Source organism: Ancylobacter rudongensis (assembly GCF_900100155.1).
GTDB lineage: Bacteria > Pseudomonadota > Alphaproteobacteria > Rhizobiales > Xanthobacteraceae > Ancylobacter > Ancylobacter rudongensis.
The window spans coordinates 137,170-161,898 of record NZ_FMTP01000003.1; the positions used below are offsets into that span (position 1 = coordinate 137,170).

Annotated in this window: 19 protein-coding genes; 11 read left to right on the plus strand and 8 right to left on the minus strand. The window is 68.5% G+C overall.

Annotation, left to right across the window (positions count from 1 at the left end; all coding sequences use genetic code 11):
• From BLO63_RS08840 to BLO63_RS08855, 4 genes are all read right to left on the minus strand, one after another.
• The gene (locus tag BLO63_RS08840) at positions 1–453 is read right to left on the minus strand and encodes a tripartite tricarboxylate transporter TctB family protein (protein WP_091439239.1); all 453 of its coding nucleotides are present in this window, start codon (positions 451–453) and stop codon (positions 1–3) included.
• 10 nt (positions 454–463) lie between these two features.
• On the minus strand, positions 464–1,378 hold the full coding sequence (locus BLO63_RS08845) for a tripartite tricarboxylate transporter substrate binding protein (protein WP_244517774.1): 915 nt from the start codon (positions 1,376–1,378) through the stop codon (positions 464–466).
• Positions 1,379–1,569: 191 nt separating this feature from the next.
• Positions 1,570–2,799: a lactonase family protein gene (locus tag BLO63_RS08850; RefSeq protein WP_091439244.1), complete on the minus strand. Its 1,230-nt coding sequence runs from the start codon at positions 2,797–2,799 to the stop codon at positions 1,570–1,572.
• Positions 2,800–2,892: 93 nt separating this feature from the next.
• Entirely contained in the window at positions 2,893–3,783 is an 891-nt protein-coding gene (locus BLO63_RS08855; protein WP_205409297.1) for an AraC family transcriptional regulator, read from the minus strand.
• Positions 3,784–4,025: 242 nt separating this feature from the next.
• Here BLO63_RS08855 and BLO63_RS08860 point away from each other — a divergent pair, with 242 nt between their 5' ends.
• The 9 genes from BLO63_RS08860 (at position 4,026) to BLO63_RS08900 (ending at position 18,728) form a co-directional block, all read left to right on the plus strand.
• Positions 4,026–6,164 carry a TonB-dependent siderophore receptor gene (locus BLO63_RS08860; protein WP_091439249.1) on the plus strand — a complete coding sequence of 713 codons (2,139 nt, stop codon included), beginning with the start codon at positions 4,026–4,028 and terminating at the stop codon, positions 6,162–6,164.
• Positions 6,158–6,973, plus strand: coding sequence for an ATP-binding cassette domain-containing protein (locus BLO63_RS08865; protein ID WP_091439252.1), 816 nt, complete (start codon positions 6,158–6,160; stop codon positions 6,971–6,973). The genes BLO63_RS08860 and BLO63_RS08865 overlap by 7 nt, the downstream gene beginning before the upstream one ends.
• Positions 6,970–7,878, plus strand: a complete 909-nt coding sequence (locus BLO63_RS08870) for an iron-siderophore ABC transporter substrate-binding protein (RefSeq protein ID WP_091439254.1) — start codon at positions 6,970–6,972, stop codon at positions 7,876–7,878. Before BLO63_RS08865 ends, BLO63_RS08870 begins: the two co-directional genes overlap by 4 nt.
• Positions 7,871–9,859, plus strand: a complete 1,989-nt coding sequence (gene fhuB, locus BLO63_RS08875) for a Fe(3+)-hydroxamate ABC transporter permease FhuB (protein WP_091439257.1) — start codon at positions 7,871–7,873, stop codon at positions 9,857–9,859. The genes BLO63_RS08870 and fhuB overlap by 8 nt, the downstream gene beginning before the upstream one ends.
• Positions 9,852–10,931, plus strand: coding sequence for a siderophore-interacting protein (locus tag BLO63_RS08880; protein ID WP_091439260.1), 1,080 nt, complete (start codon positions 9,852–9,854; stop codon positions 10,929–10,931). Before fhuB ends, BLO63_RS08880 begins: the two co-directional genes overlap by 8 nt.
• 21 nt (positions 10,932–10,952) lie before the next feature.
• Positions 10,953–12,692, plus strand: coding sequence for an ABC transporter ATP-binding protein (locus BLO63_RS08885; protein WP_091439263.1), 1,740 nt, complete (start codon positions 10,953–10,955; stop codon positions 12,690–12,692).
• Positions 12,693–12,872: 180 nt separating this feature from the next.
• Positions 12,873–16,001, plus strand: a complete 3,129-nt coding sequence (locus BLO63_RS08890; RefSeq protein WP_091439266.1) for a response regulator — start codon at positions 12,873–12,875, stop codon at positions 15,999–16,001.
• Positions 15,998–16,864 (plus strand): CheR family methyltransferase, encoded by an 867-nt coding sequence (locus BLO63_RS08895; protein WP_091439269.1) that lies wholly within the window; start codon positions 15,998–16,000, stop codon positions 16,862–16,864. The genes BLO63_RS08890 and BLO63_RS08895 overlap by 4 nt, the downstream gene beginning before the upstream one ends.
• Positions 16,851–18,728: a response regulator gene (locus BLO63_RS08900; RefSeq protein ID WP_091439272.1), complete on the plus strand. Its 1,878-nt coding sequence runs from the start codon at positions 16,851–16,853 to the stop codon at positions 18,726–18,728. The genes BLO63_RS08895 and BLO63_RS08900 overlap by 14 nt, the downstream gene beginning before the upstream one ends.
• Before the next feature lie 9 nt (positions 18,729–18,737).
• Here the strand turns inward: BLO63_RS08900 and BLO63_RS08905 are convergent, their stop codons facing one another.
• From BLO63_RS08905 to BLO63_RS08920, 4 genes are read right to left on the minus strand one after another with little or no spacing between them, the layout of a single operon-like run.
• A complete protein-coding gene (locus BLO63_RS08905; RefSeq protein WP_091439275.1) occupies positions 18,738–19,661 on the minus strand; it encodes an acetamidase/formamidase family protein in 924 nt (307 codons plus the stop codon).
• Positions 19,662–19,702: 41 nt separating this feature from the next.
• Complete coding sequence (locus tag BLO63_RS08910; protein ID WP_091439278.1) at positions 19,703–20,569, minus strand: ABC transporter permease; 867 nt, start codon at positions 20,567–20,569, stop codon at positions 19,703–19,705.
• A 10-nt stretch (positions 20,570–20,579) separates the two neighbouring features.
• The gene (locus BLO63_RS08915; protein WP_425284325.1) at positions 20,580–21,407 is read right to left on the minus strand and encodes an ABC transporter ATP-binding protein; all 828 of its coding nucleotides are present in this window, start codon (positions 21,405–21,407) and stop codon (positions 20,580–20,582) included.
• Positions 21,404–22,426, minus strand: coding sequence for an ABC transporter substrate-binding protein (locus tag BLO63_RS08920; RefSeq protein ID WP_091439284.1), 1,023 nt, complete (start codon positions 22,424–22,426; stop codon positions 21,404–21,406). The genes BLO63_RS08915 and BLO63_RS08920 overlap by 4 nt, the downstream gene beginning before the upstream one ends.
• Positions 22,427–22,841: 415 nt before the next feature.
• Here BLO63_RS08920 and BLO63_RS08925 point away from each other — a divergent pair, with 415 nt between their 5' ends.
• Positions 22,842–23,999: a transporter substrate-binding domain-containing protein gene (locus BLO63_RS08925; RefSeq protein WP_091440378.1), complete on the plus strand. Its 1,158-nt coding sequence runs from the start codon at positions 22,842–22,844 to the stop codon at positions 23,997–23,999.
• A 33-nt stretch (positions 24,000–24,032) separates the two neighbouring features.
• Complete coding sequence (locus BLO63_RS08930; RefSeq protein WP_091439286.1) at positions 24,033–24,647, plus strand: ANTAR domain-containing response regulator; 615 nt, start codon at positions 24,033–24,035, stop codon at positions 24,645–24,647.
• Positions 24,648–24,729: the final 82 nt, after the last annotated feature.

The following is a 24,729-nucleotide window of genomic DNA, read 5'->3' on the forward strand; positions in this document are numbered from 1 at the left end:
TCAGAAATCCCAGGTCACGAGCGGAAGGGGAATGCTGAGCCAGTGCACGAACACCAGTGCCAGGCTGGCCGTCACCAGCCCCGCGACCACAGCCGAGCGCAGGAGCGGCAGCTTTTCGACATAGAGATAGATGAACATCATCAGGCCGAAGACCGGCAGCAGGAAGCCGATGAAGCCGAGGCTCGCCACCACCACGACCAGCGCCGCCAGAACCAGCAGCGACTTGGTCAGGGGCTCGCGCTCCTCCTCCTCCGCCTCGCCGAACCACAGCGAGAGCGCCACGGCCACCGACAGCAGGAACAGCAGCGTGCCGTAGACCAGCGGCAGGAAACCTGAATCCGGCGCAAAGCCGGACCACAGGGGATAGTCGAACGCGCCGACCATCCAATACAGGCCGAGCAATGCCCAGCCGACGGCAAAACCCATGTCGCCGGTCAGCAATCGGTGCTTCATCGCCCGCTCCTCAGGCCGGCTTGGCCAGCAGACCGCGATAGAGCTTTTCCTGCGCCGCAAGGAAGGCGACGAAATCGGCGCCGACGATGGGCGCCTCGGTGGCGACATTGTCGGCGATGTACTTCTTCATCGTCGGCGAGGCGGCCACCTTCTCCATCACGCCCTGCCAGTAGAGCTGGGCGGCGGGGTCGACATCCTTAGGCACCGCGATGCCGCGCCACATCTGGAAGTTCGGCACGTCGAGCCCGACCTCCTTCAGCGTCGGCACATCGGGCATGGCGGCAAAGCGGGTGTCGCGGAACACGCCGAGCGCGCGGACCTTGCCGGAGGCCAGCTGGCCCATGAATTCCAGCGGATTGCCGATCGTCCCGTCGACATGGCCGCCGAGCAGGGCGGTGAGCGATTCGCCGCCGCTGTTGAAGTTGACCGGGTTGATGTCCTTGCCGAGCGCCCGCGAGAACACGGTGATCGCCATGATGTCGGTGGTGCCGCCGGTGGAAAAATTGAACGTCTTGGTCGGCTTGGCCTTGATGTCGGCGATCAGTTCCTGAGCGGTCTTGTACTTGGAATCGCCGTTCACGAAGAGCAGGAAGTCGTCGAGCATGAAGTTCATGATCGGCTGGACTTCCGACAGCGTGCGCGCCGCCGGGTTGAGGATCGGCGTGATCTGCGTCGTGCCGTTGATCAGGATGATGGTGTTGGGATCCTTGCGCCGGCTCGCGGCGACATAGCCGATGCCCACCGCCCCGCCGCCACCCGGCCGGTTGTTGAGCACCAGCGACTGCGGGATCAGCTTCTCCTCGACAATGATCTTGCCGACGACACGGGCGAGAAGATCAGACCCGCCGCCGGCGGCGAACGGAATCACCAGCTCGACATCGCGGGTCGGCGCCCAGCCGCTCTGGGCATTGGCGGCGCGCAGCATGCCGCCGCCGGAAGACAGGAGGCATGCCGAAGCGGCCGCCCCGAGCATAAGATCTCGGCGTGAAACAGTCATGGGTCCCCTCCCAGGGCGCGTTTTATTTCTGCGCCGCTTTGGGCGCATTTGAATTATGAATTCAGTTTGCCAGTTTCTTTGGGGAAAGCAAACTGAATCTTCAGTATTCGCCGGGGAGACTAAACCTCAATTACTTCAAGGAAATAGGACTCGTTACCAACGCCCTTGACCCGCGCCAGCGTGGCCAGTTCGCGCGCATCGACGAGCCAGAGAACGCTGCTTGCCGGCGCCCCGCGCGGCCCGCCCGCCACCAGCACAAGGGCACCGTCCGGCGTGACCGCGACGCCGCGCGGGCAGGCAGGTCCGCCATCGGGACCCTCCAGCGCGAGGCGCCCCGCCTCGCGCCACAGGCCATCCGCGCCGCGCGCCAGCCGCGAGAGCGTGCCAGTGCGGAACCCGGCGGCAAAGACGCTCTGCCCATCGGGGGCGAAGGCCACGCCCATCGGCCGGCTGGGTCGCCCGTCATCGCTGCCGATCGCGACATGGAAGGGGGCCGCCCCCTCGCCGCGCCGCAGGGCGGCGAGGTCGAGGAAGCTCACGCTGTTTCCCTCGGCGCCGGTGCGCGGGCATTCCCGGTTGGCGACCACCGCCAGCGCGCCGTCGGGGCTGGCGGCGATGCCGAAAGGCCCGCTCGGCAGCGCCACCCGCGCCAGCGGCGGGTGCGGCGCGCCCGCGAGCACATCGGCCAGCGCAAACACGCTCACCGTGCCGCTGCCGCCGTCGGCGGTGAGCACGAGGTCCGGCGCGCCGCGCGCCAGGGCGATGCCGGCCGGGTTGGGAAAGCCGCCAAACCCCTCATCCGGCGAGGGGCGCGGGCATGGGGTGCCCGCATGCGGCATCTCGAAATTGTGCCGCAGCGCCGGGGTGGCCAGGTCGATCACGCTGATCTGGTAGCCGCCATCCTCACGCCCCGCACCCTCGCCGGCCGCCACCAGCACATGGCGCCCATCCGGCGTGGCGACGCAGCCCACCGGGCCGAACGTGCCGGTCGGGAGCATTGTCGGCGCCGCCGCCCGCCCCGCCAGCGTCGCCCGCAGTTCGAACAGCGCCACGGCGCCGGCATGGCCATGCGGGCACCCTTCCATGGCCTGCAGGGAGGTGGCCCCGGCATGATTGACGACAAGCAGCCGATCGAGCGCCGGCACGGCGACCACGCTCACCGGCAGCCCCACGGCCGGCACGGCTGCGCCGCCCGCATCCACCAGATCGGGAGTGACACGGGGCCGCGAGATCACCGCCCGGTCCGTGTCGTGATGAGCGGGATCGAGCGCCGCGTCGATGTCGACCACGGCGAGGCACGCATCCCAGCGGCCACTCACAAGGGCGAAGCGTCGCGCGCGCGCATCCATGGTCACAGTCGCCCCTTGACCCCAAAGCCGGCGCGCACCTTGCCCCGTCCCCCAGGGATGGGCAATCAGGCCGGCAATCGAGGGGGCGTGGCCTCAGCGTCCATGGGCGCGCCGCCAGGCGGCCGGCGTGGCCCCGGTCAGGCGGCGGAAGCTGCGGGTCAGATGCGCCTGGTCGGTAAAGCCCGAGACCGAGGCGATCTGGGTCAGCGGCAGGTCGGAGTCGGCAAGCAGCGCCTGCACTTTCCGCAGCCGCGCCTTCATGTGCCACTGATAGGGCGGCACCCCGGTCGCCGCCTTGAAGGCGTGGCTGAAATAGGATTGCGACAGGCCGGTCAGTTCCGCCAGTTCATGCAGCCTTATGTTGCGCGAGCAATTGGCCTCGATGAAATCGGTGACGCGCCGGAGCTGGCGCGGCGACAGCATGGCGCGCTGGGCCTGGGCGCCCGACGTGTCGCGGCCGAGGCGCAGCAGGTCGATGAACAGAGCCAGCGTCAGCCCGTCGCCATAAAGATCGTGATGGCGGTCCGGGCCGGTGCATTCCTCGGCAATGAGCTGCGCCAGGGTGAACAGGCGCGGGTCGAGAAAGTCGAGACGCGGCGTCGACAGCCGGTCGTCGGCGAGGTCCTCGCCCAACCGCTCGCTGAGCGTGGGCGCGTGAAAATGCAGATCGAGATGGCGCACCCGCACCGGCTCGTCGATATGCGACCAGATCGGCATGTCGGCGGGCACGAAGCTCATCCGGTGCGGCGCGCGCTGCACCGTGCGGGTGTTGCCATCGGCGGAGAGCTGCACATCCGAGCGCGCGCCCTCGCGCTCCAGCACCACGAACAGCCGGGCGTCGCGCGAGACATAGTGGCCGCGCGCCCCCGCCGCGCAGGCGACATGCCAGACATCGGCGATGATCCCGTTCCAGCGCCGCCAGTGCAGGTCATCCAGAAGGGTGATGCCCTCCACCGACGAGGTCATGCGGGGTTGGAATGTCATCCTGCGTGCCGTTCGCCAAGATCAATGCGGGACTTCATAGATTAGAATCAATATGAAGTATCACTTCGCCTTTTTATGGCGCCATATCCATTCGATGAGAACGCAATAGAAAACACGATCGTCCAAAACACAAGAGGATGCGACAAGAACGGTTGGATGTTCATTGATATGAAGCGGTGTTTCCTGGGGCCGGAGGGAAACGCTTCTTTATAATTCATCTCAACTGTTTCAGAACGGGTAGCATGATGCGCGAACGGCTGGGCCTCTCGATGGTATCGCTGCTGATGGGCAGCGCGGCGGTGATTGTTCCGGCCGGCATGGCGCGGGCGCAGGAACGCGCGGCGGCGATCGAGCTCGAACAGATCGACATCGAAGGTCGCCGGACCACCGACGAGGTCGATGGCTATGTCGCCCGCAGCAGCACCGCCGGCACCAAGACCAACACGCCGCTCATCGAGGTGCCGCAGTCGATTTCCGTCGTCACCCGCGACCAGATGGACGCGCGCGCGGTACAGAATGTCGGGCAGGCGCTCGACTACACCGCCGGCGTCGTCTCGCAGCCCTTCGGCACCGACCCCCGCTTCGACAGCCCGATCATCCGTGGCTTCTCCGCCGACAACAGCATGTATCTCAACGGGCTGAAGCTGATGCGCGAGGCCGGCACCACGGCTCTCGACCCCTACGGCATGGAGCGGATCGACGTGCTGCGCGGCCCGGCCTCGGTGCTTTACGGCCAAGGCAATCCCGGCGGCCTGATCGATTTCATCTCCAAGCGCCCGACCTTCACCACTTTCGGCGAGGTTCAGGCGGAAGCCGGCAGCTTCGACCGCTACACCGGCCGCTTCGACATTGGCGGCGTGATTCCGGACCATTCCGATTTCGCCTACCGTCTCACCGGCCTCGCCCGCGATGGCGGCACCCAGACCGATTATGTCGACGACAACCGCCTGTTCTTCGCCCCGGCGCTGACCTGGCAGCCCTCCACCGACACCTCGCTCACCGTGCTGGCCAACATCCAGTACGACCAGTCGGGCACCCCGGTCGGGCTTCCGGTTCAGTACACGGTGGATGCCGATGGCGGCCTGCGGCTGCCGCGCAGCCTGTTCCTCGGCGATCCCGACTATGACAACTCCAACCGGACCTTCGGCAGTGTCGGCTACGAGTTCAAGCACCGCTTAAACGAGGCCTGGGAATTCCGCCAGAACGCCCGCTACGCGGTTCTCGACTGGGACTATAACAGCCTCTATTACAGCGCGCTCAGCACCACCAACCCGCTGATCGCCAATCGCGGCTCCTCGGACAATTCCGAGGCCCAGCAGACCTTCAACCTCGACAGCCAGCTGCACGGGACGTTCGACACCGGCCCGCTCAGCCATAAGGTGCTGATCGGCGTCGACTATCGGCGCTACACCGAGTCCAACGTCACCGAATTCGGCACCGCCTCGCCGATCAACATCCTGTTCCCGGTCTACAACCAGCCGGTCACAGGCGCGCCGTGGTACACGGCCGACGTGAACGGCACCATCTCGCAGACCGGCATTTACGCGCAGGACCAGATCCGCCTGCAGAACTGGCTGCTCACCGTCGGCCTGCGCCATGACTGGGCGGCCACCGATTCCACCAGCCTGACCAATTTCGGCGACACCGCGCAGGACCAGGACGACAGCGCCTTCACCGGCCGCGTCGGGCTGACCTATCTGTTCGACAACGGCATCGCCCCCTATTTCAACTACTCCACCTCCTTCGAGCCGGTCATCGGCAACATGCCGGCCCAGCTCGGCGGGGCGGCGTTCCAGCCGATGCAGGGCGAGCAGGTGGAAGTGGGCGTGAAGTACCAGCCGGTGGGCTGGAACGGCTTCTTCACCCTCGCCGCCTATGACATCACCCAGTCCAACGTGGTGTCCACCGAGCTGATCGACGGCGTCAGCTATGAGACCCAGCTCGGCGAGGTTGAGGTCCGGGGCTTCGAGTTCACCGCCGTGGCCGGGCTGGCGGACGGGCTCAATTTGATCGCCAACTACACCTACATGAACGCCGAGATCACCCAGGGCGAATATGCCGGCAACCGCCCGGCCAACGTGCCCGAGAACATGGCCAATGTCTGGCTCGACTACACCATTCCCTCGGGCGCGTGGACCGGCTTCGGCTTCGGCGGCGGCGTGCGCTTCGTCGGCGATCGCTACGCGCTGGACGACAACAGCATCTTCCTTTCCTCCAACACCCTGTTCGACGCCGCCATCCACTATGAGAAGGGGCCGTTCAAGGCCCAGCTCAATGTGAACAACATCGCCGACGAGACCTATGTCGCCAGCTGCGGCTTCTTCGGCTGCTACTATGGCGATGGCCGCACCGTGGTCGGGACCCTTTCCTACAAATGGTAGACGGCGCGCATCCAGCGCCGGCCGGCGCGCTCTGGTCCGTGCGCGGGGCGGCCTTCGCGGTTGGCGAGCGGGCGATCCTTGGCCCGCTGACGCTCGACCTGCCGGCCGGGCGTGTCTATGGGCTGATCGGCCCGAACGGTTCCGGCAAGAGCACGCTGCTGAAGATGATGGCGCGCCAGCTCGCCCCCGGCAGCGGCGAACTGCGCTTCGACGGCCGCCCGCTCGGCGCCTGGTCCGGGCGCGCCTTCGCCCGCGAAGTCGCCTACATGCCGCAATTCCTGCCGGCCTCGGACGGGATTAATGTGCGCGAGCTGGTCAGCCTCGGCCGCTACCCCTGGCATGGCGCGCTCGGCCGCTTCAGCCCGGAGGACGAGGCGCGGGTGGAAGCGGCGATCCAGCGGGCCGGGCTCGCCCCGTTCCGCGAGCGCGCGGTGGACAGCCTGTCCGGCGGCGAGCGCCAGCGCGCCTGGCTGGCGCTGATGCTGGCACAGGGGGCGCGCTGCCTGCTGCTCGACGAGCCGACCTCGGCGCTCGACATCGCCCACCAGATGGAGGTGCTGGCCATCCTGCGCGAGCTGGGCGGCGAGGGGCCTGACGGCGGCGCCATGACCGTCATCGTCATCCTGCACGACATCAACCTCGCCGCCCGCACCTGCGACGCGCTGCTGGCGTTGCGCGGCGGCCGGCTTCTCGCCCATGGGCCATGCCATGAGATCATGGAGCCGGAACGGCTGCGCGCGATTTACGGGCTCGACATGGGCGTCATGGCGCATCCCGTCAGCGGCACGCCGATGAGCTACGTGCTGTGAGACCGGGACCGGGCCTCAGCCGCCGCGCCCTGCTCGCGGCCCCACTGGTGCTCCTCGCGCCAGGCGCGCGCGCCGAAGGGACGGCGCTGCGGGTGGCGACGATCGACTGGGCGCTGCTGGAAACGCTGCTCGGCATGGGGATCACGCCGGTGGCGGCGGCCGAGCTGGTGCTGTTTCGCGAGGTGGCGGTGGAGCCGCCGGTTCCGCCTTCCGTGGTCGATATCGGCCTGCGCGGCGCGCCGAATTTCGAGGCGCTCCGGCTCACCCGTCCCAGCCTCATCTTCAGCTCGAACTATTATGCCGAGATGGAGCCGACGCTCCGCCTCATCGCCCCGGTCGAGACCCTCTCCATCTACCGCACCGGCGATCCGCCCTTCGGCCGCGCCGAGGCGGCGGCGGAGCGGATCGGGGTTGTCACGGGGCGGGAGGAAGCCGCCCGGGCGCTGATCGCCCGTGTCAGCGCCCAGATCGCCGCCGAGCGCCAGAACCTCGCCAGCCATGCCGGCCGGCCGATGCTGGTGCTCAATCTCGGCGATTCCCGGCATTTCCGCGTCTTCGGCGCCGACAGCCTGTTCGGCGAGGTCTTGACGCGGCTCGGCCTCGCCAATGCGTGGGGCGAGCGCACGTCCTATGCCGCCTCCGCCCCGATCGGGCTGGAGGCGCTGGCGCGCTTTCCCGACGCCTTCCTCGTCATCCTGCGCCCGGTGCCCCCCGATGCGGCGCGGGTGCTGTCCACGAGCGCGCTGTGGAACGCGCTGCCCAATGTCCGCGACCGTCGCTTCGCCGTGCTCGACAGCGTCGACCCGTTCGGCGGGCTGCCGGCCGCCGCGCGCTTCGCCCGGCTGCTGGGCGCGGCCTTGCGGGCCGAGGGCGAAGCGGCGGGCCGAGGGGGCGATCTTGGCTGAACTGACGCTTCCCCGCCCCACCGGCCGGCGCCCGTTCCATGTCGGGCTGGCGCTTGCCCTGCTCGGCACCGTCCTGTTCGCGCTGGTGCTGGCCCGCCAGCCGGCGCTGGAGGGCCCGCAGGCGACGGCGTTGGAGCAGCTTCTGCTCTGGCACAGCCTGCTGCCGCGCGCCGCGACGGCGCTGCTGGCGGGGGCGGCGCTGGGGCTTTCCGGCGCCCTGCTGCAGCGCGTGCTGCGCAACCCGATCGCCGATCCCTCGACACTGGGCATCGCCGCCGGCGCGCAACTGGCGCTGACGCTCGCTTTGGCCTTCGCCCCGGCTTTGCTCGCGGTCTCCCGCGAAGGCACCGCCTTTGCCGGCGGCATCCTTGCCGTGGCGCTGGTGCTGGCGATGAGCTGGCGGCGCGGCTTCGAGCCGGTCACGGTCGTCATTGCCGGCATGACGCTCTCGCTCATGGCGGGGGCGATGAGCGCGGCGCTGATCCTGGCGCGCGGCGACTATGTGTTCTCGCTGTTCATCTGGGGCGCCGGCGCGCTGCACCAGCAGAACTGGCAGCCGGCGCTGCTGGTCGGCACGCGGCTGGCGCTTGGCGCCGGCGCCGCCCTGCTGCTGCTGCGCCCGCTGGAGCTGATGACACTGGACGATGCCGCCGCCCGCAGCCTCGGCATGGCGGTGCAGGGCATGCGGCTTGTGCTCATCGCGCTCGCCGTCTGGCTGGCGGCCAGCGTCGTCTCGCAGGTCGGGGTGATCGGCTTTGTCGGCCTCGCCGCCCCCGCCTTCGCCCGCCTCGGCGGCGCGCGCCGGCCGGGCGCCGTGCTGCTCGCGGCGCCGCTGATCGGGGCGCTGATGCTGTGGATCACCGACAGCCTGGTGCAGCTCACCGCCAGCAGCGGCGGCGACCTGATCCCGACAGGCGCGGCGGTCGGCCTGCTCGGCGGCCCGCTGCTGCTCTGGCTGCTGCCGCGCCTGCCGGCATCGCCCGCCCGCCCGCCCATGGCCACGGGTCACGCCCGCCGCCTGCGCCGGCCCGGGCGGGCGCTGGCCCTGCTGGCGGCCGGGGCGGTGCTGATCGGCGCGCTTGCGCTGTTGGCCGGGCGCGATCTCGATGGCTGGGCGCTCGCCACCGGCCCGGTTCTGGCCGAGCTGGCGGTGTTCCGCGTCCCCCGCATCGTCGCGGCGGCGGCGGCGGGAGGGCTGCTCGGGGCGGCGGGGGCGATCATGCAGCGGCTCACCGGCAATCCGCTGGCCGGGCCGGAAGTGCTGGGCGTGAGCGCGGGTGCCGGCGTCGGCCTCGCACTGGCGCTCACCCTCTCGCCCGCGCCGAGTGCCGCCCTCCTGCTCGCCGCCAGTGCCGGCGGGGCGCTCGGGGCGCTGGCACTGGTGCTGCTGATGGCGGCCTGGACCGGATTCGCGGCGGAAAGGCTGCTGCTGAGCGGCATCGCCCTCGGCTGCACCGCGCTTGCCCTTCTCTCCGCCGTCTTCGCCGCCGGCGGGCCCGGCAGCTTCCGGTTGCTGGCCTGGATGTCCGGCTCCACCGACCGCGTCGGCGCCCATGAGGCCTGGATGCTCGCGGCCTGCGCGCTGGTGCTGCTGCTGCCGGTCGCCGTTCTCGGCCGCTGGCTTGATATCCTGCCGCTCGGCGCCGGGGTCAGCGCCGCGCTCGGCGTGCCGGTCGGCGCCAGCCAGCTCGCCCTCACCTTGCTGGCGGCGCTGATGACCGGGGTGGCGGCGTTCTTCGTCGGCCCGCTGAGCCTTGTCGGCCTGATCGGCCCGCATCTGGCGCGCCTCACCGGCTTCGCCTCGGGGCGAAGCTTCGTTTTCGCCTCGGCACTTATCGGGGCGGGGGTGCTGCTGCTGGCCGACTGGCTGGCCCGCATGCTGGCCTTTCCCTACCAGCTGCCCACCGGCCTGCTCGCGGCGCTGGTCGGCGGGCCCTACCTCATCTGGCTGCTGCAAAGGGGAGAACCTCGGCATGGCTGACCCTTTCACCGCTGTCGCCCGCATACCCTGCGCGGCGCCGGCGGACCTGCTGGCGCTTCTGTGCGACCGGCTCGAACCGGAAGCGACCCGCCACCGCTCGCCCGACGCCGCACGGCTGGAGAACTGGTGCGGCGAGGTCGATCTCGCGGTCGAGGCCGCCGGCCGTCTCGCCCTGCATGCCCGCAGCGACCGCGAGGACCGGCTGGCCGTGCTCAAGATGCAGCTGGCCGAGCACATCCACGCGGCGGGAGCCGGCACGGTTGCCGCCTTCGCCTGGGAAGGGCATGGCGCGGGCAACCCTTCCCTGCCCTATTTCCGCGAGTTGCGGGTCGCGAGGGCCTGGGAACTGACGCCGCTGATGCGCCGCGTGGTGCTGGAAGGCGACGCCGCGCATTTCGCCGCCGGCGGGCTGCATGTGCGGGTGCTCATTCCCCCTGCCGGCCGTGATCCGGTCTGGCCCCATGCCGCGCCGGACGGACGCATAATCTGGCCCACCGGGCCGGAGGCGCTGACGGCCCGCGTCTACACGGTGCGGGAGGTCGATATGGCCCGTGGCGAGATAGCGCTCGACGTGGTGCAGCATCCCGGCGCCGCCACGCCGGGGGCGGACTGGGCTCGCCGGGCCCGTGCCGGCGACCGGGTCGGGCTGCTCGGGCCCGGCGGCGCCGGCCTGCCGCCCGCGCGCTGGTATCTTCTCGCCGGGGATGAGACCGCGCTGCCGGCCATTGCCCGCATGGTTGCCGCGCTGCCCGCCGATGCCGAAGCGGTTATCCGCCTCGAAGTGGCGGATGCACGCGAGGAGCAACCGCTGCCTTCCGCCGCCCGGCTCGACGTGCAATGGCTGCACCGCGACGGCGCCGCCCCCGGCACGGGCGACCGGCTTGAAAAGGCGGTGCGTGCGCTCGCCTTTCCGCCGGACGCGGAGGACATTCATGTCTGGGCGGGCTGCGAGCAGAAGACCGCGCGGGCGGTGCGCCGGTTCGTCACCGGCGAGCGCGGCCTCGCCAAGCGCCGGTGCGCCATCGCCGCCTATTGGCGGCTTGGCCATCCGGGTATCGATCTGGCCGATTGAGGCCGCTATAAGCGATCCATCATGCAGCTCATCCGGCCGTTCCTGACCTATTACGCCCCCTATAAGGGGCTGTTCATGCTCGATTTTTCCTGCGCCGTGCTGTCCGGCCTGCTGGAACTCGGCTTCCCGCTGGCGGTGAAGCTGTTCATCGACCACCTGCTGCCGGGCCAGGACTGGCACCTCATCGTCTGGGCCGCAGTGGGCCTGCTGGTGATCTACCTGCTCAACGCGGCGCTGATGGCCATCGTCACCTATTGGGGCCACATGCTCGGGATCAATATCGAGACCGAGATGCGCCGGCGCGCTTTCGACCATGTGCAGAAGCTGTCCTTCTCCTATTTCGACAACCACAAGACCGGCCATCTCGTCGCCCGCCTGACCAAGGACCTGGAAGAGATCGGCGAGGTCGCCCATCACGGCCCGGAGGACGTGTTCATCGCGGTGATGACGTTTGTCGGCGCGTTCCTGGTGATGCTCAGCGTCAATGTCGAGCTCGCCCTTCTCACCGCCATCATCGTTCCCGCCAGCGCGCTGATCACCACCCGCTACGGGCGGCGGATGACGGCGAATTTCCGGGCACTGTTCGGCCGGGTGGGCGCCTTCAACGCCCGGATCGAGGAGAATATCGGCGGCATCCGCGTGGTGCAGTCCTTCGCCAATGAGCAGCATGAAAGCCAGCTGTTCGCGGTCGAGAACGCCCATTACCGCAGCACCAAGCTGGAGGCCTACCGGCTGCTGGCGGCCAATGCCTCGCTGTCCTATCTCGGCATGCGGCTCACCCAGGTCATCATCATGCTGGCCGGCACCTGGTTCGTGCTGCGGGGCGAACTGACCAATGGCGGCTTTGTCGGCTTCCTGCTGCTGGTCGGGGTGTTCTTCCGGCCACTGGAGAAGATCGCGGCGGTCATGGAAGTCTACCCCAAGGGCATTGCCGGCCTGCGCTCCTATCTCGACTTCCTCGCCACCAAGCCGGATGTCGCCGATCGGCCGGGCGCAGTCGAGCTGGCGGCCGTCAAGGGCGCCATCCGCTATGAAGGCGTGCGCTTCGCCTATGGCGCGGCGGCGCCGGTGCTGAACGGCATCGACCTCGACATACGCGCCGGCGAGAGCGTCGCCTTTGTCGGGCCCTCAGGCGCCGGCAAGACCACGCTGTGCTCGCTGCTGCCGCGCTTCTACGACGTTACCGGCGGGCGCATCAGCATAGACGGGCACGACATACGCGAGGTGCGCCTCGACTCGCTGCGCCGGAATATCGGCATCGTCCAGCAGGACGTGTTCCTGTTCGGCGGCACCATCCGCGAGAACATCGCCTATGGCCGGCTCGACGCCAGCGAGGCCGCGATCCTCGAGGCGGCGCGCCGGGCGCAGCTCGACGGCCTGCTCGCCGAGCTGCCGCTCGGGCTCGACACGGTGATCGGCGAGCGCGGGGTGAAGCTTTCGGGCGGGCAGAAGCAGCGTCTCGCCATCGCCCGCATGTTCCTCAAGGACCCACCCATCCTCATCCTCGACGAGGCGACCTCGGCGCTGGACAGCGAGACCGAGTGGGAAATCCAGCGCGCGCTGGCGGCGCTCTCGGTCGGGCGCACCACGCTGATCATCGCCCACCGCCTGTCGACCATCCGCACCGCCGACCGCATCGTCGTCGTCACCCGCGAGGGCATCGCCGAGCAGGGCAACCATGCCGAGCTCGTTGCCCGGGGCGGGATCTACGCCCGCATGGTGCGGACCCAATTCGCCGAGGCGGACCGCATCCCGGCGTGAGGCGCGCCGGCCAGGTTCCCGGCCAGCCGAATTTTTCTCCCGATGCGCGGAACCTTCCAGCCGCACGAGAGTTTATCGGCGCTGGTCGGATGTGTCATGCGCGCAGAAAGCGCATCCGACCAGCGGCGTGGCCCGTGGCGCAGCCGCTTCGCGTCGTCTTTTCAAGGGAGTGAGGGCAGCGTGCAGTTCAGGGCGCTCGGGGAGAAGCCGGTCCTTCTCTATGTCCTTCTCGCGGCGTTCACCGCGCTGGTGTTTCTGGCGGATCTGTCGTTTCCGCTCGGCATCGCCGTCTGGGTCGGCTATTTCATCCCGGTAGTGCTCGCCTTTCTCGCCTTGCGCACCCATGTGCCACTCGTCACCGCCGCGGCCATTACCGGCGTCATCGTCACCGGCTTTCTCGTCGACCGCGCCGGCATCGATCCCACCGTCGCCCTGGTCAACCGCACCATGGGCACCGCCACGGTGTGGATTCTGGCGGCGACTGGCTTCTTCTTCATCCGCAACAAGCTTGCCGTTCGCCGCGAGGAGTGGGTTCGTAACGCGCAGGTCGACCTCGCGCGCCGGATGATGGGCGATCTGTCCAGCCAGGAGCTGGGCGAGCGCGTTCTCACCTTCCTTGCCGAGCGGCTCGGCGCGCAGGCCGCGCTGTTCTATGTCCGCGACAGCGACGCCTTCGTGCGCGCCGCCAGCTATGGCGTGCCGGCCGAGGCGCCGGTGCCGGCCCGCATCCGCCGGGGCGACGGGCTGATCGGCCAGGTGATCGCCGACAAGCGCAGCTTCACCGTCGACGCCGTGCCCGAGGGCTATCTCTATTTCGGCTCCTCGCTGGGCAAGGGGAAGCCGGACTGGCTGCTGCTGACCCCGACCCGCGAGGACGACACCGTCAATGGCGTGCTTGAGCTCGGCTTCCGTGGCAAGCCGGCCGTCGAGGCGCTGGAATTCCTGGAACGCACCGCCGGCGCGGTGGGCGTCGCGCTGCGCTCGGCGCAGTACCGCACCCGGCTGGAAGAGCTGCTGGAGGAAACCCGCCGGCAGGCGGAAGAGCTGCGCGCCCATGGCGAGGAACTGACCGCCGCCAATGAGGAACTGCACGAACAGAGCCAGGCCCTGCAGGATTCGCAACGCCGGCTGGAGCGGCAGCAGGCGGAGCTGGAGGAATCCAACGCCCAGCTGGAGGAACAGACGCAGCTGCTGGAAGCCCAGCGCGACGATCTCGCCCGCACCCAGGGGGCGCTGAAGGAGCGGGCGAACGACCTGGCCACCGCCAGCCGCTACAAGTCCGAATTCCTCGCCAACATGTCGCACGAGCTGCGCACCCCGCTCAACGCGCTGCTCATCATGGCGCGGCTGCTGGGCGAGAACCGGCACGGCAATCTGACCGAGGACCAGGTGGGCTTTGCCCAGATGATCGAGACCTCGGGCAACGACCTGCTCACCCTCATCAACGACATTCTCGACCTGTCGAAGATCGAGGCCGGCAAGCTGGAGCTGAAGCCGCAGCAGGTGGAGATCGCGGCGCTGGCCGAAAAGCTCATCCGCAGCTTCGAGCCGCAGGCAGCGCAGAAGGGCATCGCCCTGCGGGCCGAGATCGCGCCGCAGGTGCCGCAGCTTCTGGAAAGCGACCCGCAGCGCCTCGAACAGGTGCTGAAGAACTTCCTCTCCAACGCGGTCAAGTTCACCGCGCAGGGCGAGGTGGTTCTCGCCATCCACACCGATCCGGGCGACCATGTCGTGTTCGCGGTCCGCGATTCCGGCATCGGCATCGCCGAGGAACAGCAGGAGGCGATCTTCGAGGCCTTCCGCCAGGCCGACGGCACCATCGACCGCCGCTATGGCGGCACCGGGCTCGGCCTGTCGATTTCCCGCGAGCTGACCAATCTGCTCGGCGGCGAGATCCAGCTGGAGAGCCAGCTGGGCGAGGGCAGCACCTTCAGCCTGGTGGTGCCGACCCGCTTTCGCGGCATCGTCGTCGACAGCGCCAGCCCGGTGCCGCCCACCCGCTCGGGCCGCCGCAGCCCGGCCGCCCGCAGGGAGGCGCCACGGCCGGCGCCGACCGACGAGGCCGCCACGCTTTCCCCCCGCGCGCCGGCCGGCATCGACGACGACCGCGCCCGCCTCACCGCCGGCTCCCGGCTGATCCTCGTCGTGGAGGACGACCTCGCCTTCGCCCGCATCCTACTCGATCTCGCCCATGAGCTCGGCTTCCAGTGCATCGTCACCACAACCGCCGATGACGGGGTGATCGCCGCGCGGCAATATCTGCCGCACGCCGTGGTGCTCGACATGGGGCTGCCGGACCATTCCGGCCTCACCGTCCTCGACCGGCTGAAGCACGATGCCCGCACCCGCCACATCGCCGTCCATGTGGTTTCCGCCAGCGATTACGAGCAGACCGCCCTCGCCTATGGCGCGGTCAGCTACATGATGAAGCCGGTCAAGCGCGACGAACTGGTGCAGGCGCTGGAGCGCCTCGAATTCCGCATGGCGCGCCTGCTGCGCCGCATCCTCATCGTCGAGGACGACCCCGCCCAGCTGCGGGGCCTGCGCGAGCTTCTCTCGGCCAAGGAGGTCGAGACGGTCGGCGCCGCCACCGCCGCCGAGGCGCTGGCCCGGCTGGAGGGCGAGACCTTCGACTGCATGGTGCTCGACATGACGCTGCCGGACGCCACGGGCTTCGATCTGCTGAGCCGGCTCGCCGACAATGAGGCGGCGGCGTTCCCGCCCGTCATCGTCTACACCGCGCGCGAGCTTACCGCAGACGAGGAGCTGCGGCTGCGCCGCTACTCCAAGTCGATCATCATCAAGGGCGCGAAATCCCCCGAGCGGCTGATCGACGAGGTGACGCTGTTCCTGCACCAGGTGGTGTCCGACCTGCCGGTGCAGCAGCAGAAGCTGCTCGCCACCTCGCTCAACCGCGATGCCCGCCTGGAAGGCCGCCACATCCTGGTGGTGGAGGACGATGTGCGCAACGTCTTCGCCCTCACCTCCATCTTCGAGCCGCACGGCGCCCGGGTGCAGATCGCCCGTAATGGCCGCGAGGCGCTGGAGCTTCTGGAGAAGGCGGAAGGCGGCGAGCCGATCGATCTGGTGCTGATGGACGTGATGATGCCGGAGATGGACGGTCTCACCGCCACGCGCGAGATCCGCCGGCGGCCGGGCTGGGAGACGCTGCCGGTCATCATGCTCACCGCCAAGGCGATGGCGGACGACCAGGAACAGTGCCTGGCCGCCGGCGCCAACGATTATCTCGCCAAGCCGCTCGATGTCGACAAGCTGCTCTCCCTCGCCCGGGTGTGGATGTCGCGATGACCGGCCACACCAGCGTCAGCGAGAAGATCGAGCTCGACCTGCTGGTCGAGGCGATCCACCGTCGCTACCATTATGATTTCCGCTCCTATTCCCGCTCCTCGCTGAGCCGGCGAGCTGAGCTGCTGCGCCAGCGGCTGCACTGCGACACGCTCTCGCATGTGCAGGCGCGCCTGCTGCGCGAGCCGGAGCTGCTGCCGCTCATGATCGAGTGCCTCACCGTGCAGGTGAGCGAGATGTTCCGCGACCCCGCCTATTTCCGCACCCTGCGCGAGGAGGTGATCCCGCATCTGCGCACCTTCCCCTCGCTCAAAGTGTGGGTGGCGGGCTGCAGCGCCGGCGAGGAACTCTATTCGCTAGCCATCCTGTTCCGCGAAGAGGGGCTGGAAGCACGCACCCTGTTCTACGCCACCGACACCAACCCGGTGGCGCTGGCCCGGGCGGAACTCGGCATCTACGATCTCGACCGCATTCCCCTGTTCACCGAGAACCACCGCAAGGCGGGCGGGCGCTCCTCGCTGTCGGACTACTACACCGCCGCCTATGGCGGGGCGGTGTTCGACAAGTCGCTGCGCGCGCGCACCGTGTTTGCCGAGCACAGCCTCGCCTCCGACCAGGTGTTCTCCGAGATGCACCTGATCTCCTGCCGCAACGTGCTCATCTACTTCGACTCGAACCTGCAGGACCGGGCGCTGGGGCTGTTCCGGGACTCGCTGACGCGCGGCGGCTTTCTCGGCCTCGGCATGAATGAGAGCCTGCGTTTTTCGCAGCATGCCGACGCCTTCGCCGCCTTCGCCCCCGATGAGCGCATCTATCGCCGGCTGGCGATGGTGGCGCAGATGGAGACCCGCCATGGCGTCGCCTGAGCCGGTCAAGTTCCTCCTGGTCGACGACGTCGAGGAGAATCTGCGCGCGCTGGAGGCGCTGCTGCGCCGCGACGGGCTGGCGCTGTACAAAGCCCGCTCCGGCGTCGAGGCGCTGGAACTGCTGCTGGAGCATGATTTCGCCCTCGCTCTGCTCGACGTGCAGATGCCCGACATGGACGGCTTCGAGCTGGCCGAGATGATGCGCGGCACCGGGCGCACCCGCCGCGTGCCGATCATCTTCGTCACCGCCGCCGCCACCGACGAGGGCCGCCGCTTCAAGGGCTACGAGGCCGGCGCGGTCGATTTCATCTACAAGCCGATCGACCCGCTGATCCTCAAGAGCAAGGCCGAGGTGTTCTTCTCCATCGCCCGCCAGCATGAGCAGCTGGCCCGGCAGAAGGACGCGCTGGCCCATGCCGCGGCCGAGCTGAGCGGGGCGCTCGACCGGCTGCAGGCCCACACCGACAATTCCCCGCTCGCCATCGTCGAGTTCGATCCCGACATGCGGCTGCTCGGCTGGTCCAAGGGAGCCGAACGCATGTTCGGCTGGACCGCGCCGGAGATGATCGGCCATCCGCTCGCCGATCTCGGCTGGATGCCGGACAGCTGCATCGCCGATCTGGTCACGCTGTTCTCCGCATCTATGGCCGACATCTCGCATGAGCGCGGGCACGACACGGTGCGCTGCCGCACCCGCGACGGCAGCATGCTCGACTGCGAATGGTACAGCTCGGTGCTGCGCCGCCCGGACGGCACGCCGGTGTCGCTGAGCGTGCAGATCCTCGACATCACCGATCGCCGCCGCGCCGAGGAAACCCAGCTGCTGCTGATCGGCGAGCTGAACCACCGGGTGAAGAACACGCTGGCCAGCGTGCAGGCCATCGCCACCCAGACCCTGCGCTATACCCGCAATCCGGACCAGTTCTCCGCCACCTTCTCCGGCCGCATCCAGGCGCTGGCCCGCGCCCATGGCATGCTGAGCGACCGCACCTGGCAGGGCGCCGACCTGATGGACCTCGTGCACGACCAGCTGCGGCTCGGGACGATTGATCCCGCGCGCCTGCACGCCAGCGGGCCCCGGGTGCAGCTCCAGCCGCAGCCGGCGCTGCGCCTCGCCCTGATCCTGCACGAGCTGGCGACCAATGCGCTGAAATATGGCGCCTTCTCCCGGCCCACCGGCCGGGTCGTGCTGGACTGGTCGGTGGAAGGCGAGCAGTTGCAGCTGCGCTGGCAGGAAAGCGGCGGCCCGCCGGTGCAGGCGCCGCTGAAGCGCGGCTTCGGCTCGACCCTGATCGACAGCAGCATGAAATCGGATGGCGGCACCGCCGCCGTATCCTTCCGCAGCGACGGCGTGGTCTGGGACCTCGCCATGAAGCTCGACGGCCCGCCCGCATCGGGCGCGGAACGGGGCGGAAGGGTCCCCGCCGCGCCGGCCCCAGCACCGGAGCGGGTGGCGCAGGCGCTCGATGGCTGCCGCCTGCTGGTGGTCGAGGACGAGGCGCTGGTCGCCCTCGAACTCATCGCGGTGCTGGAAGATGCCGGCGCCACCGTGTGCGGCCCGGCCCGCACGGTGGAAGAAGCACTTGATATGATCGAGGCCGAGAGCTTCGACGCCGCGCTGCTCGACGGCAATCTCCATGGCAAGCCGGTGGATGCGCTGGCCGCCGCGCTGACGAGGCGCGGCATCCGCTTCGCCTTTGTCAGCGGCTATGGCCGGGAGAGCCTGCCCGCCGCCTTCGCCCACGCCCCGATCATCGCCAAGCCGTTCACCCCGCACCAGCTGGTCGAGATCGCCGGCAGCCTGACGCGGCGGGAGGAAAACGTCGTCGCCTTCCCCACCGCCGCTGCCGCCGGGCCGCGCTGAAGGACCGATCTAGCCGGCGAACTGGGCGAGCACGCTTTTGTCGACCTTGCAGATATAGGTGTATTTCGGATTCACCACCTGGGTGCAGCGGGCCTCGGCGATCTGGCCGAGCAGCATGTAGCCTTCCGCCGCCGGGATCCCGTAGTCGTCCTCCAGCCAGTAGATCATTTCCTGGAAGGCGATCCGCATCGCGTCCTCCAGCGGGCGGGCGCAGCCGAGCGTGCAGATATGGGTCGACGTCTCGATGCGGGGATGGCTGAGCCGGGCCGGCGCCTCTTCCAGCGTCACCCGCACGGTGAGCGTGGCGGCGATTTCGATCGCACCCATGCCATTGGCCTCGCCGTCGCCCTGCAGCGCGTGGCAATCGCCGAGGAAGAGATGGGCGCCGTCATGGTTCACCCGGAACATCACGGTGTTGCCGGGGGTGATCTCCTGCACGTCGAGATTGCCGCCATGGGTGCCGTTGTCGACGGTGAGCACGCCGCCATGCACCGGCGCCACGCCGGCGACGCCGATCATCGGGCGCACCGGCAGCTTCACCTTGTCGCTCCAGTGGACGATGCCGTCCTTCACCTCGACGACATGGGTGCGCATGCCGAACTCCTTCTGCCGCACCCAGTCCGGAAACATGCCGATGCCCGGCCACAGCGCGGTGAAGCCGAGCGTGTCGAGCTCCATGCCGATTATTTCCAGCTTCAGCATGTCGCCCGCCTTGGCGCCCTTAACCTCGATCGGCCCGGTGGCACCGTTGACGAAGGGCAGCGACACGTCGGCCTCGGTCAGCTGCTGGCCGAGATGGCGGATGGTGCCGTCATTGGCGTTGATGGCGCACTCCACCACGAAGGTCTCGCCGGGCAAGACGGCGGCGACGAAGGCATCATTGGCCGACAGGGCGTATTTGATGTTGCCGGCCTTGCTGACACGCTGGGTCATGGTCACTCCTTTGGGCACTGACGCGGCAGGTCGAAACGCGCTCAGCCCAGGCGGCGCCAGGGCATGAGCAGCTTTTCCACCTTGCCGACGATGAAGGTGAGGACAAGGGCCAGCGCGATGGTGGCGACCAGCGCGGCGAACACCTTGGGGATGATGTAGAGCGAGCCGGCCTTGAAGATGGCGTGACCGAGCCCTTCCGAGGACGACATGAACTCGCCGACAATGGCGCCGATCAGCGCGAAGCCGACGGTGAGCTTGAAGCCGGCGAAGATATCGGTCAGCGAGGCCGGCACCACCAGCTTGCGGAAGATCTGGAACTTCGAGGCGCCGAGCGTCCGCATCAGGTTGATCTGGTCGGCATCGACGCCCACCGCGCCCTTGTACGACGTCACCAGCGCGACGATGACCACCGAGAGCGTCGACATCGCGATCTTCGAGGTCAGCCCGGTGCCGAACCAGATGATGATGATCGGCGCCAAAGCGATGATCGGGATCGAGCCGAGCGCGATGACGAAGGGCTCGATCACCCGCGAGACGAAGCGCGAATACCACAGCGACAGGCCGATCAGCGTGCCGATGACATTGCCGACCAGGAAGCCCAGCAGCGTCTCCACCCCGGTGACATAGGTGTCGCGCCACAGGCTGCCGTCGCGCGCCATGGTGAGAAGAAAGCCGGCAATGGCCGAGGGCGAGCCGAACATGAACGCCGCCTGCTTGTCGAAGGCGGTCATGTATTCCCAGAAGGCGATGAAGGCCGCCAGCAGCGCGATCTGGCTCGCCAGCACCAGCAGGCTCGCCCGCAGCCGGGCGCGGCGATGCGTGGCAAGGCGCCGAGCGGCGGCGCCTTTCGCCGCCGCGTCGATCCCAGCGTCGGCGGCAATGGGGGACTGAAGGGGGGAACCGTTCATCGCGTTCCTCCTATTGCCGCGTCACGTCGAGATCGGCCCAGATGCGCCTGACGTAATCGACGAAGCCGGCGCTCTCGCGGGCGGCGATCATGTCGGTGCGCTCGGTGCCGAGCGCGATGTCGTACATCGCCTTCACCCGGGTCGGGCGCTTGCTCAGCACGATGACGCGGTCGGCAATGGAGACCGCCTCCTCGATGTCATGGGTGATGAGCAGCACCGAGCGCTGGCTCTCGCGCACCAGCTTGGCGGTGTCGCTCTCGATCAGCAGCTTGGTCTGGAAATCGAGCGCGGCGAAGGGCTCGTCGAGCAGCAGCACGTCCGGCTCGTTCACCAGCGTGCGGGCGAGCGCCACGCGCTGGCGCATGCCGCCGGACAGCGTTGTGGGGTAATGGTCGGCAAAGCCGTGCAGACCGAGCTGGTCGAGCATGACATGGGCGCGCTCCTCGGCTTCCGAAAGCGGCACGCCGCGTATCTCCAGACCCAGCATCGCGTTGCGCAGCGCCGTGCGCCAGGGCAGCAGCAGGTCCTTCTGCAGCATGTAGCCGACGCCGGCGGGCTGGCCGGACATCTCCCGGCCGAACCAGCTGACGCGCCCGGCATCGGGGGCGATGAGGCCGCACAGCGTGTTGAGCAGCGTGGTCTTGCCGCAGCCCGAGGGGCCGACAATGGCGACGATCTCGCCCTCGTTCAGCGTCAGCGAGAGGTCGCCGATGACGGGCACCACCCGCCCGTCGGCATCAAAGCTCTTGGCGACATGCGCGACCACGAGGGGCGGCGCGCCGGCTTGCACCGGTGCGCGCGCCCCTGCCGCGATGGCGGGGGGAACCACCGCGCTCACCCGAGCTGCTTGACGGCCTTGTCGGCGAAGGAATTGTCGATGATCTGGTCGAAGCTCACCGTGCCCTTGATGTTGCCGAGGTAGAGCTGCATGTCCATCAGGTTCTTCCACTGGTCGGGCTTGGTGACGACCGACTGCGCCGGGATCAGATATTTCAGCTCGGCGTCGATCGCCTTGTCGACCACCTCACCCGGCAGGTCGGGGAATTCGAGCCGCGCCACCTTCTTGGCGAAGGCCGGGTCGGCATAGGTCTTGCGCGAGGCCTCCTCGAACGCCGTCACCAGCGCCTGCACCATTTCCGGGTCCTTGGCGATGGTGGTGGGCAGCACCATGATGCCGGTGTTGCAGAACGGGCCGATATAGTTCGAGAAGTCGAACACCACCTTGGAGCCCTGCGCCTCGGCGGCGGCGACGCTCGGCTGATAGGCCACCGCCATGTCGGCCTGGCCCGCCAGCATGGCGCCGATCTCGGTGCCGGGGCTCACCGGCACGATGGTCACATCGGTGCCGAGCTTCAGCCCGGCCTGCTCGACCATGCGCTTGGTGACGGAATAATTGGTGTTCGGCTCCGGCGAGGTGACGACCTTCTTGCCCTTCAGGTCCTTCGGGTCGGAGAAGGGCTCCATCGTCTTCGACACGCCGAAATAATGCGCGCGCTGCACCACCGTGCCGACGACGACGCCGGGGCCGCCATTCTCGCGCGAGATCTGCGCCATGGTGGCGTCGCCAATGGCGAAATCGGCCGAGCCGCCGAGCACGGCGGCGAAGGTCTGGGTGTCGCCGCCGGCGGCGGAGACCTTCATGTCGAGCCCGTGCTTCTCGAAGATGCCGTCATGCATGCCGACATAGAGGTTGATGTAACCGAGATTGTGCACCGCCTCGCTGAAATTCACCGTCTTCAGTGTCGCTGCCGAGGCGCGGGTGGCGATATAGGGCATGGCCATGAGGCCACCGGCCGCTGCCGCCGTGGTCTTGAGGAAATGGCGCCGATCGACGCCGCTGCGGAAGATGTTCGACATGTGCGCTCTCCGGTTCCCGAAATAGTCGAGAGATTGGCACCATGAGAAATCCACGCTCCGCGCGAGACAAGACGAAATAGAGCGCAGCTTTCGGCCGGTTTCCGCCACCGGGGGAACCTCCTCACCATAATGACGCTTTTGACACCCCGCGTGACCAATCGCTGGCACCGCCATGCTCACCTTGCCGGCTTGGCGCCGAGGATTTGCGCGCGCGGCGCCGCTTAATGTCAGAATTGCCAGAATGGCCGCCCGATAAATCAGCACCCTGCCCCGCCGCGTGCCGCCCGCACTTGACCTGCCGCGTTCCCGCGCGCCAAAACGGGCCAGCTCGACTTCCAGCGAAACCGGGCAGCAATTGCGCAATCGGACGCCGGCGCGGCGCGCGGGCGGCAATCAGGGCACGGGGCAGGCGCCGGTGACGAGTTTCGGCAGCGCAGAGAACGGTTCCGGCACGTCAGGCACGCCCTGGCGGGTCGGCGTGCTGTTCTCCCGCAAGGGGCACATGCGCGAGCCGGAAACCGAGCATTTCCGCGGTACCGCGCTCGCCATCGAGGAGATCAACCTCGCGGGCGGCGTGCTCGGCCGGCCGATCGAGCCGGTGTGCTACGACCCGGAATCGAGCCCGGAGCTTTACCGCCGCTATGCCGAGCGGCTGCTGACCGAGGACGGCATCAGCACCATTTTCGGCTGCTGCACTTCCTCCTGCCGCAAGGCGATCCTCGCCACGGTGGAACGGCGCAACGCGCTGCTCTGGTACCCCTCGCTCTATGAGGGCTTCGAATATTCGCCGAACGTCATCTACACCGGCGCGGCGCCGAACCAGAACAGCCTGCAGCTCGCCCGCCATCTGCTCGCCCGCTTCGGGCCGCGCTTCTATCTCGTCGGCTCGGACTACATCTATCCCCGCGAATCCAACCGCATCATGCGCGACCTCGTCTCGCGCGAGGGCGGCGAGGTGGTGGCGGAAACCTATGTGCCGGAGCAGCCGCACGAGGACCAGATCCGCCGGGTGGTGGAGGATATCCGCCGCCGCGCGCCTTCCGTGGTGTTCTCCACCGTGGTCGGCCAGGGCGCGCATCTGCTCTACCGGCTGTTCCGCGAGGCCGGGCTCGACCCGCGCACCCTGCCGATCGCCAGCCTCACCATGTCGGAGGGTGAGATCCGCGCCATCGGGCCGGAACTGTGCGTCGGCCACATCACCTCGGCGCCGTATTTCTCTACCGTCGACACCCCGGCCAATCGCCGCTTCGTCGCCGCCTACCGCGCCCGTTTCGGCCGCGACGCGGCGGTGACGATGTATGCGGAAGCCGCCTATTTCCAGATCCACCTCTTCGCCGACGCGCTCAAGCGGGCGAAGTCGCTCGACACCCAGCGCCTGGTCGACGCCGCGCTCGGCACCGAATATGACGCGCCGCAGGGCCGCATCCGCATCGACCCCGACAATAACCACACCTATCTCCTGCCGCGCATCGGCATGGTGAACGAGCATGGCGATTTCGACGTGGTGTGGGAGGCCAAGGCGCCGGTGAAGCCCGACCCCTATCTCGTCGACCACATCTATGACCATGCGTGAGCCGGCCCGCCAGACGGCGCGGAGGCGGCCGGCATGAGCGCCTCGCAGCTGATCCAGAACCTGCGCAACACCCGCGTCGCCGTGGTGCATCCGCGCGACCAGGATGGCGACGATCTGGTGCGCCAGCTCCAGCGCATCGGCTGCCAGGTGCAGGTGGTGTGGCCGCCGCCCTCGCAGCTGCCGCTCCCGCTCGACGCGGTGTTCTTCCTGCTCGACCGCGACACCCGCAGCTCCATGCCGTGGCGCATGGCCGACCTCGCCATCGCCCATATCGCCATTGTCGACTATGAGAACCCGACTGTGCTGAAGGCGCTGCTGGATTCCAGCGCCCATGGCGTGCTCGTGCGCCCGATCCGCGCTTCCGGCGTGCTCTCCAGCCTGGTGCTGGCGCTGTCGCAGCGCGGCTATGAGGGGCGGCTGCTGGCGAAGATCGGCAAGCTCGAAGACACGCTGCGCACCCGCCGCGACGTCGAGAAGGCGACGCGGCTCCTGATGGGCCTGCGCAATCTGTCCGAGGACGACGCCTACCAGTTCCTGCGCAAGCAGGCGACCGCCAAGCGGGTGCCGATCGGCACCATTGCCGGCTCGATCATCAACGCCCATGCGATGCTGGCCGAGCTTGATCGCGACGGCGAGCCGGACAAGTAAGCCTTGCTGCCTAACTCCTAGGCAAATGCGGCTGTGCCCTTAAGGCGTGCATTGTCGCTTGACAGGACCCCGCCGCTGCGCT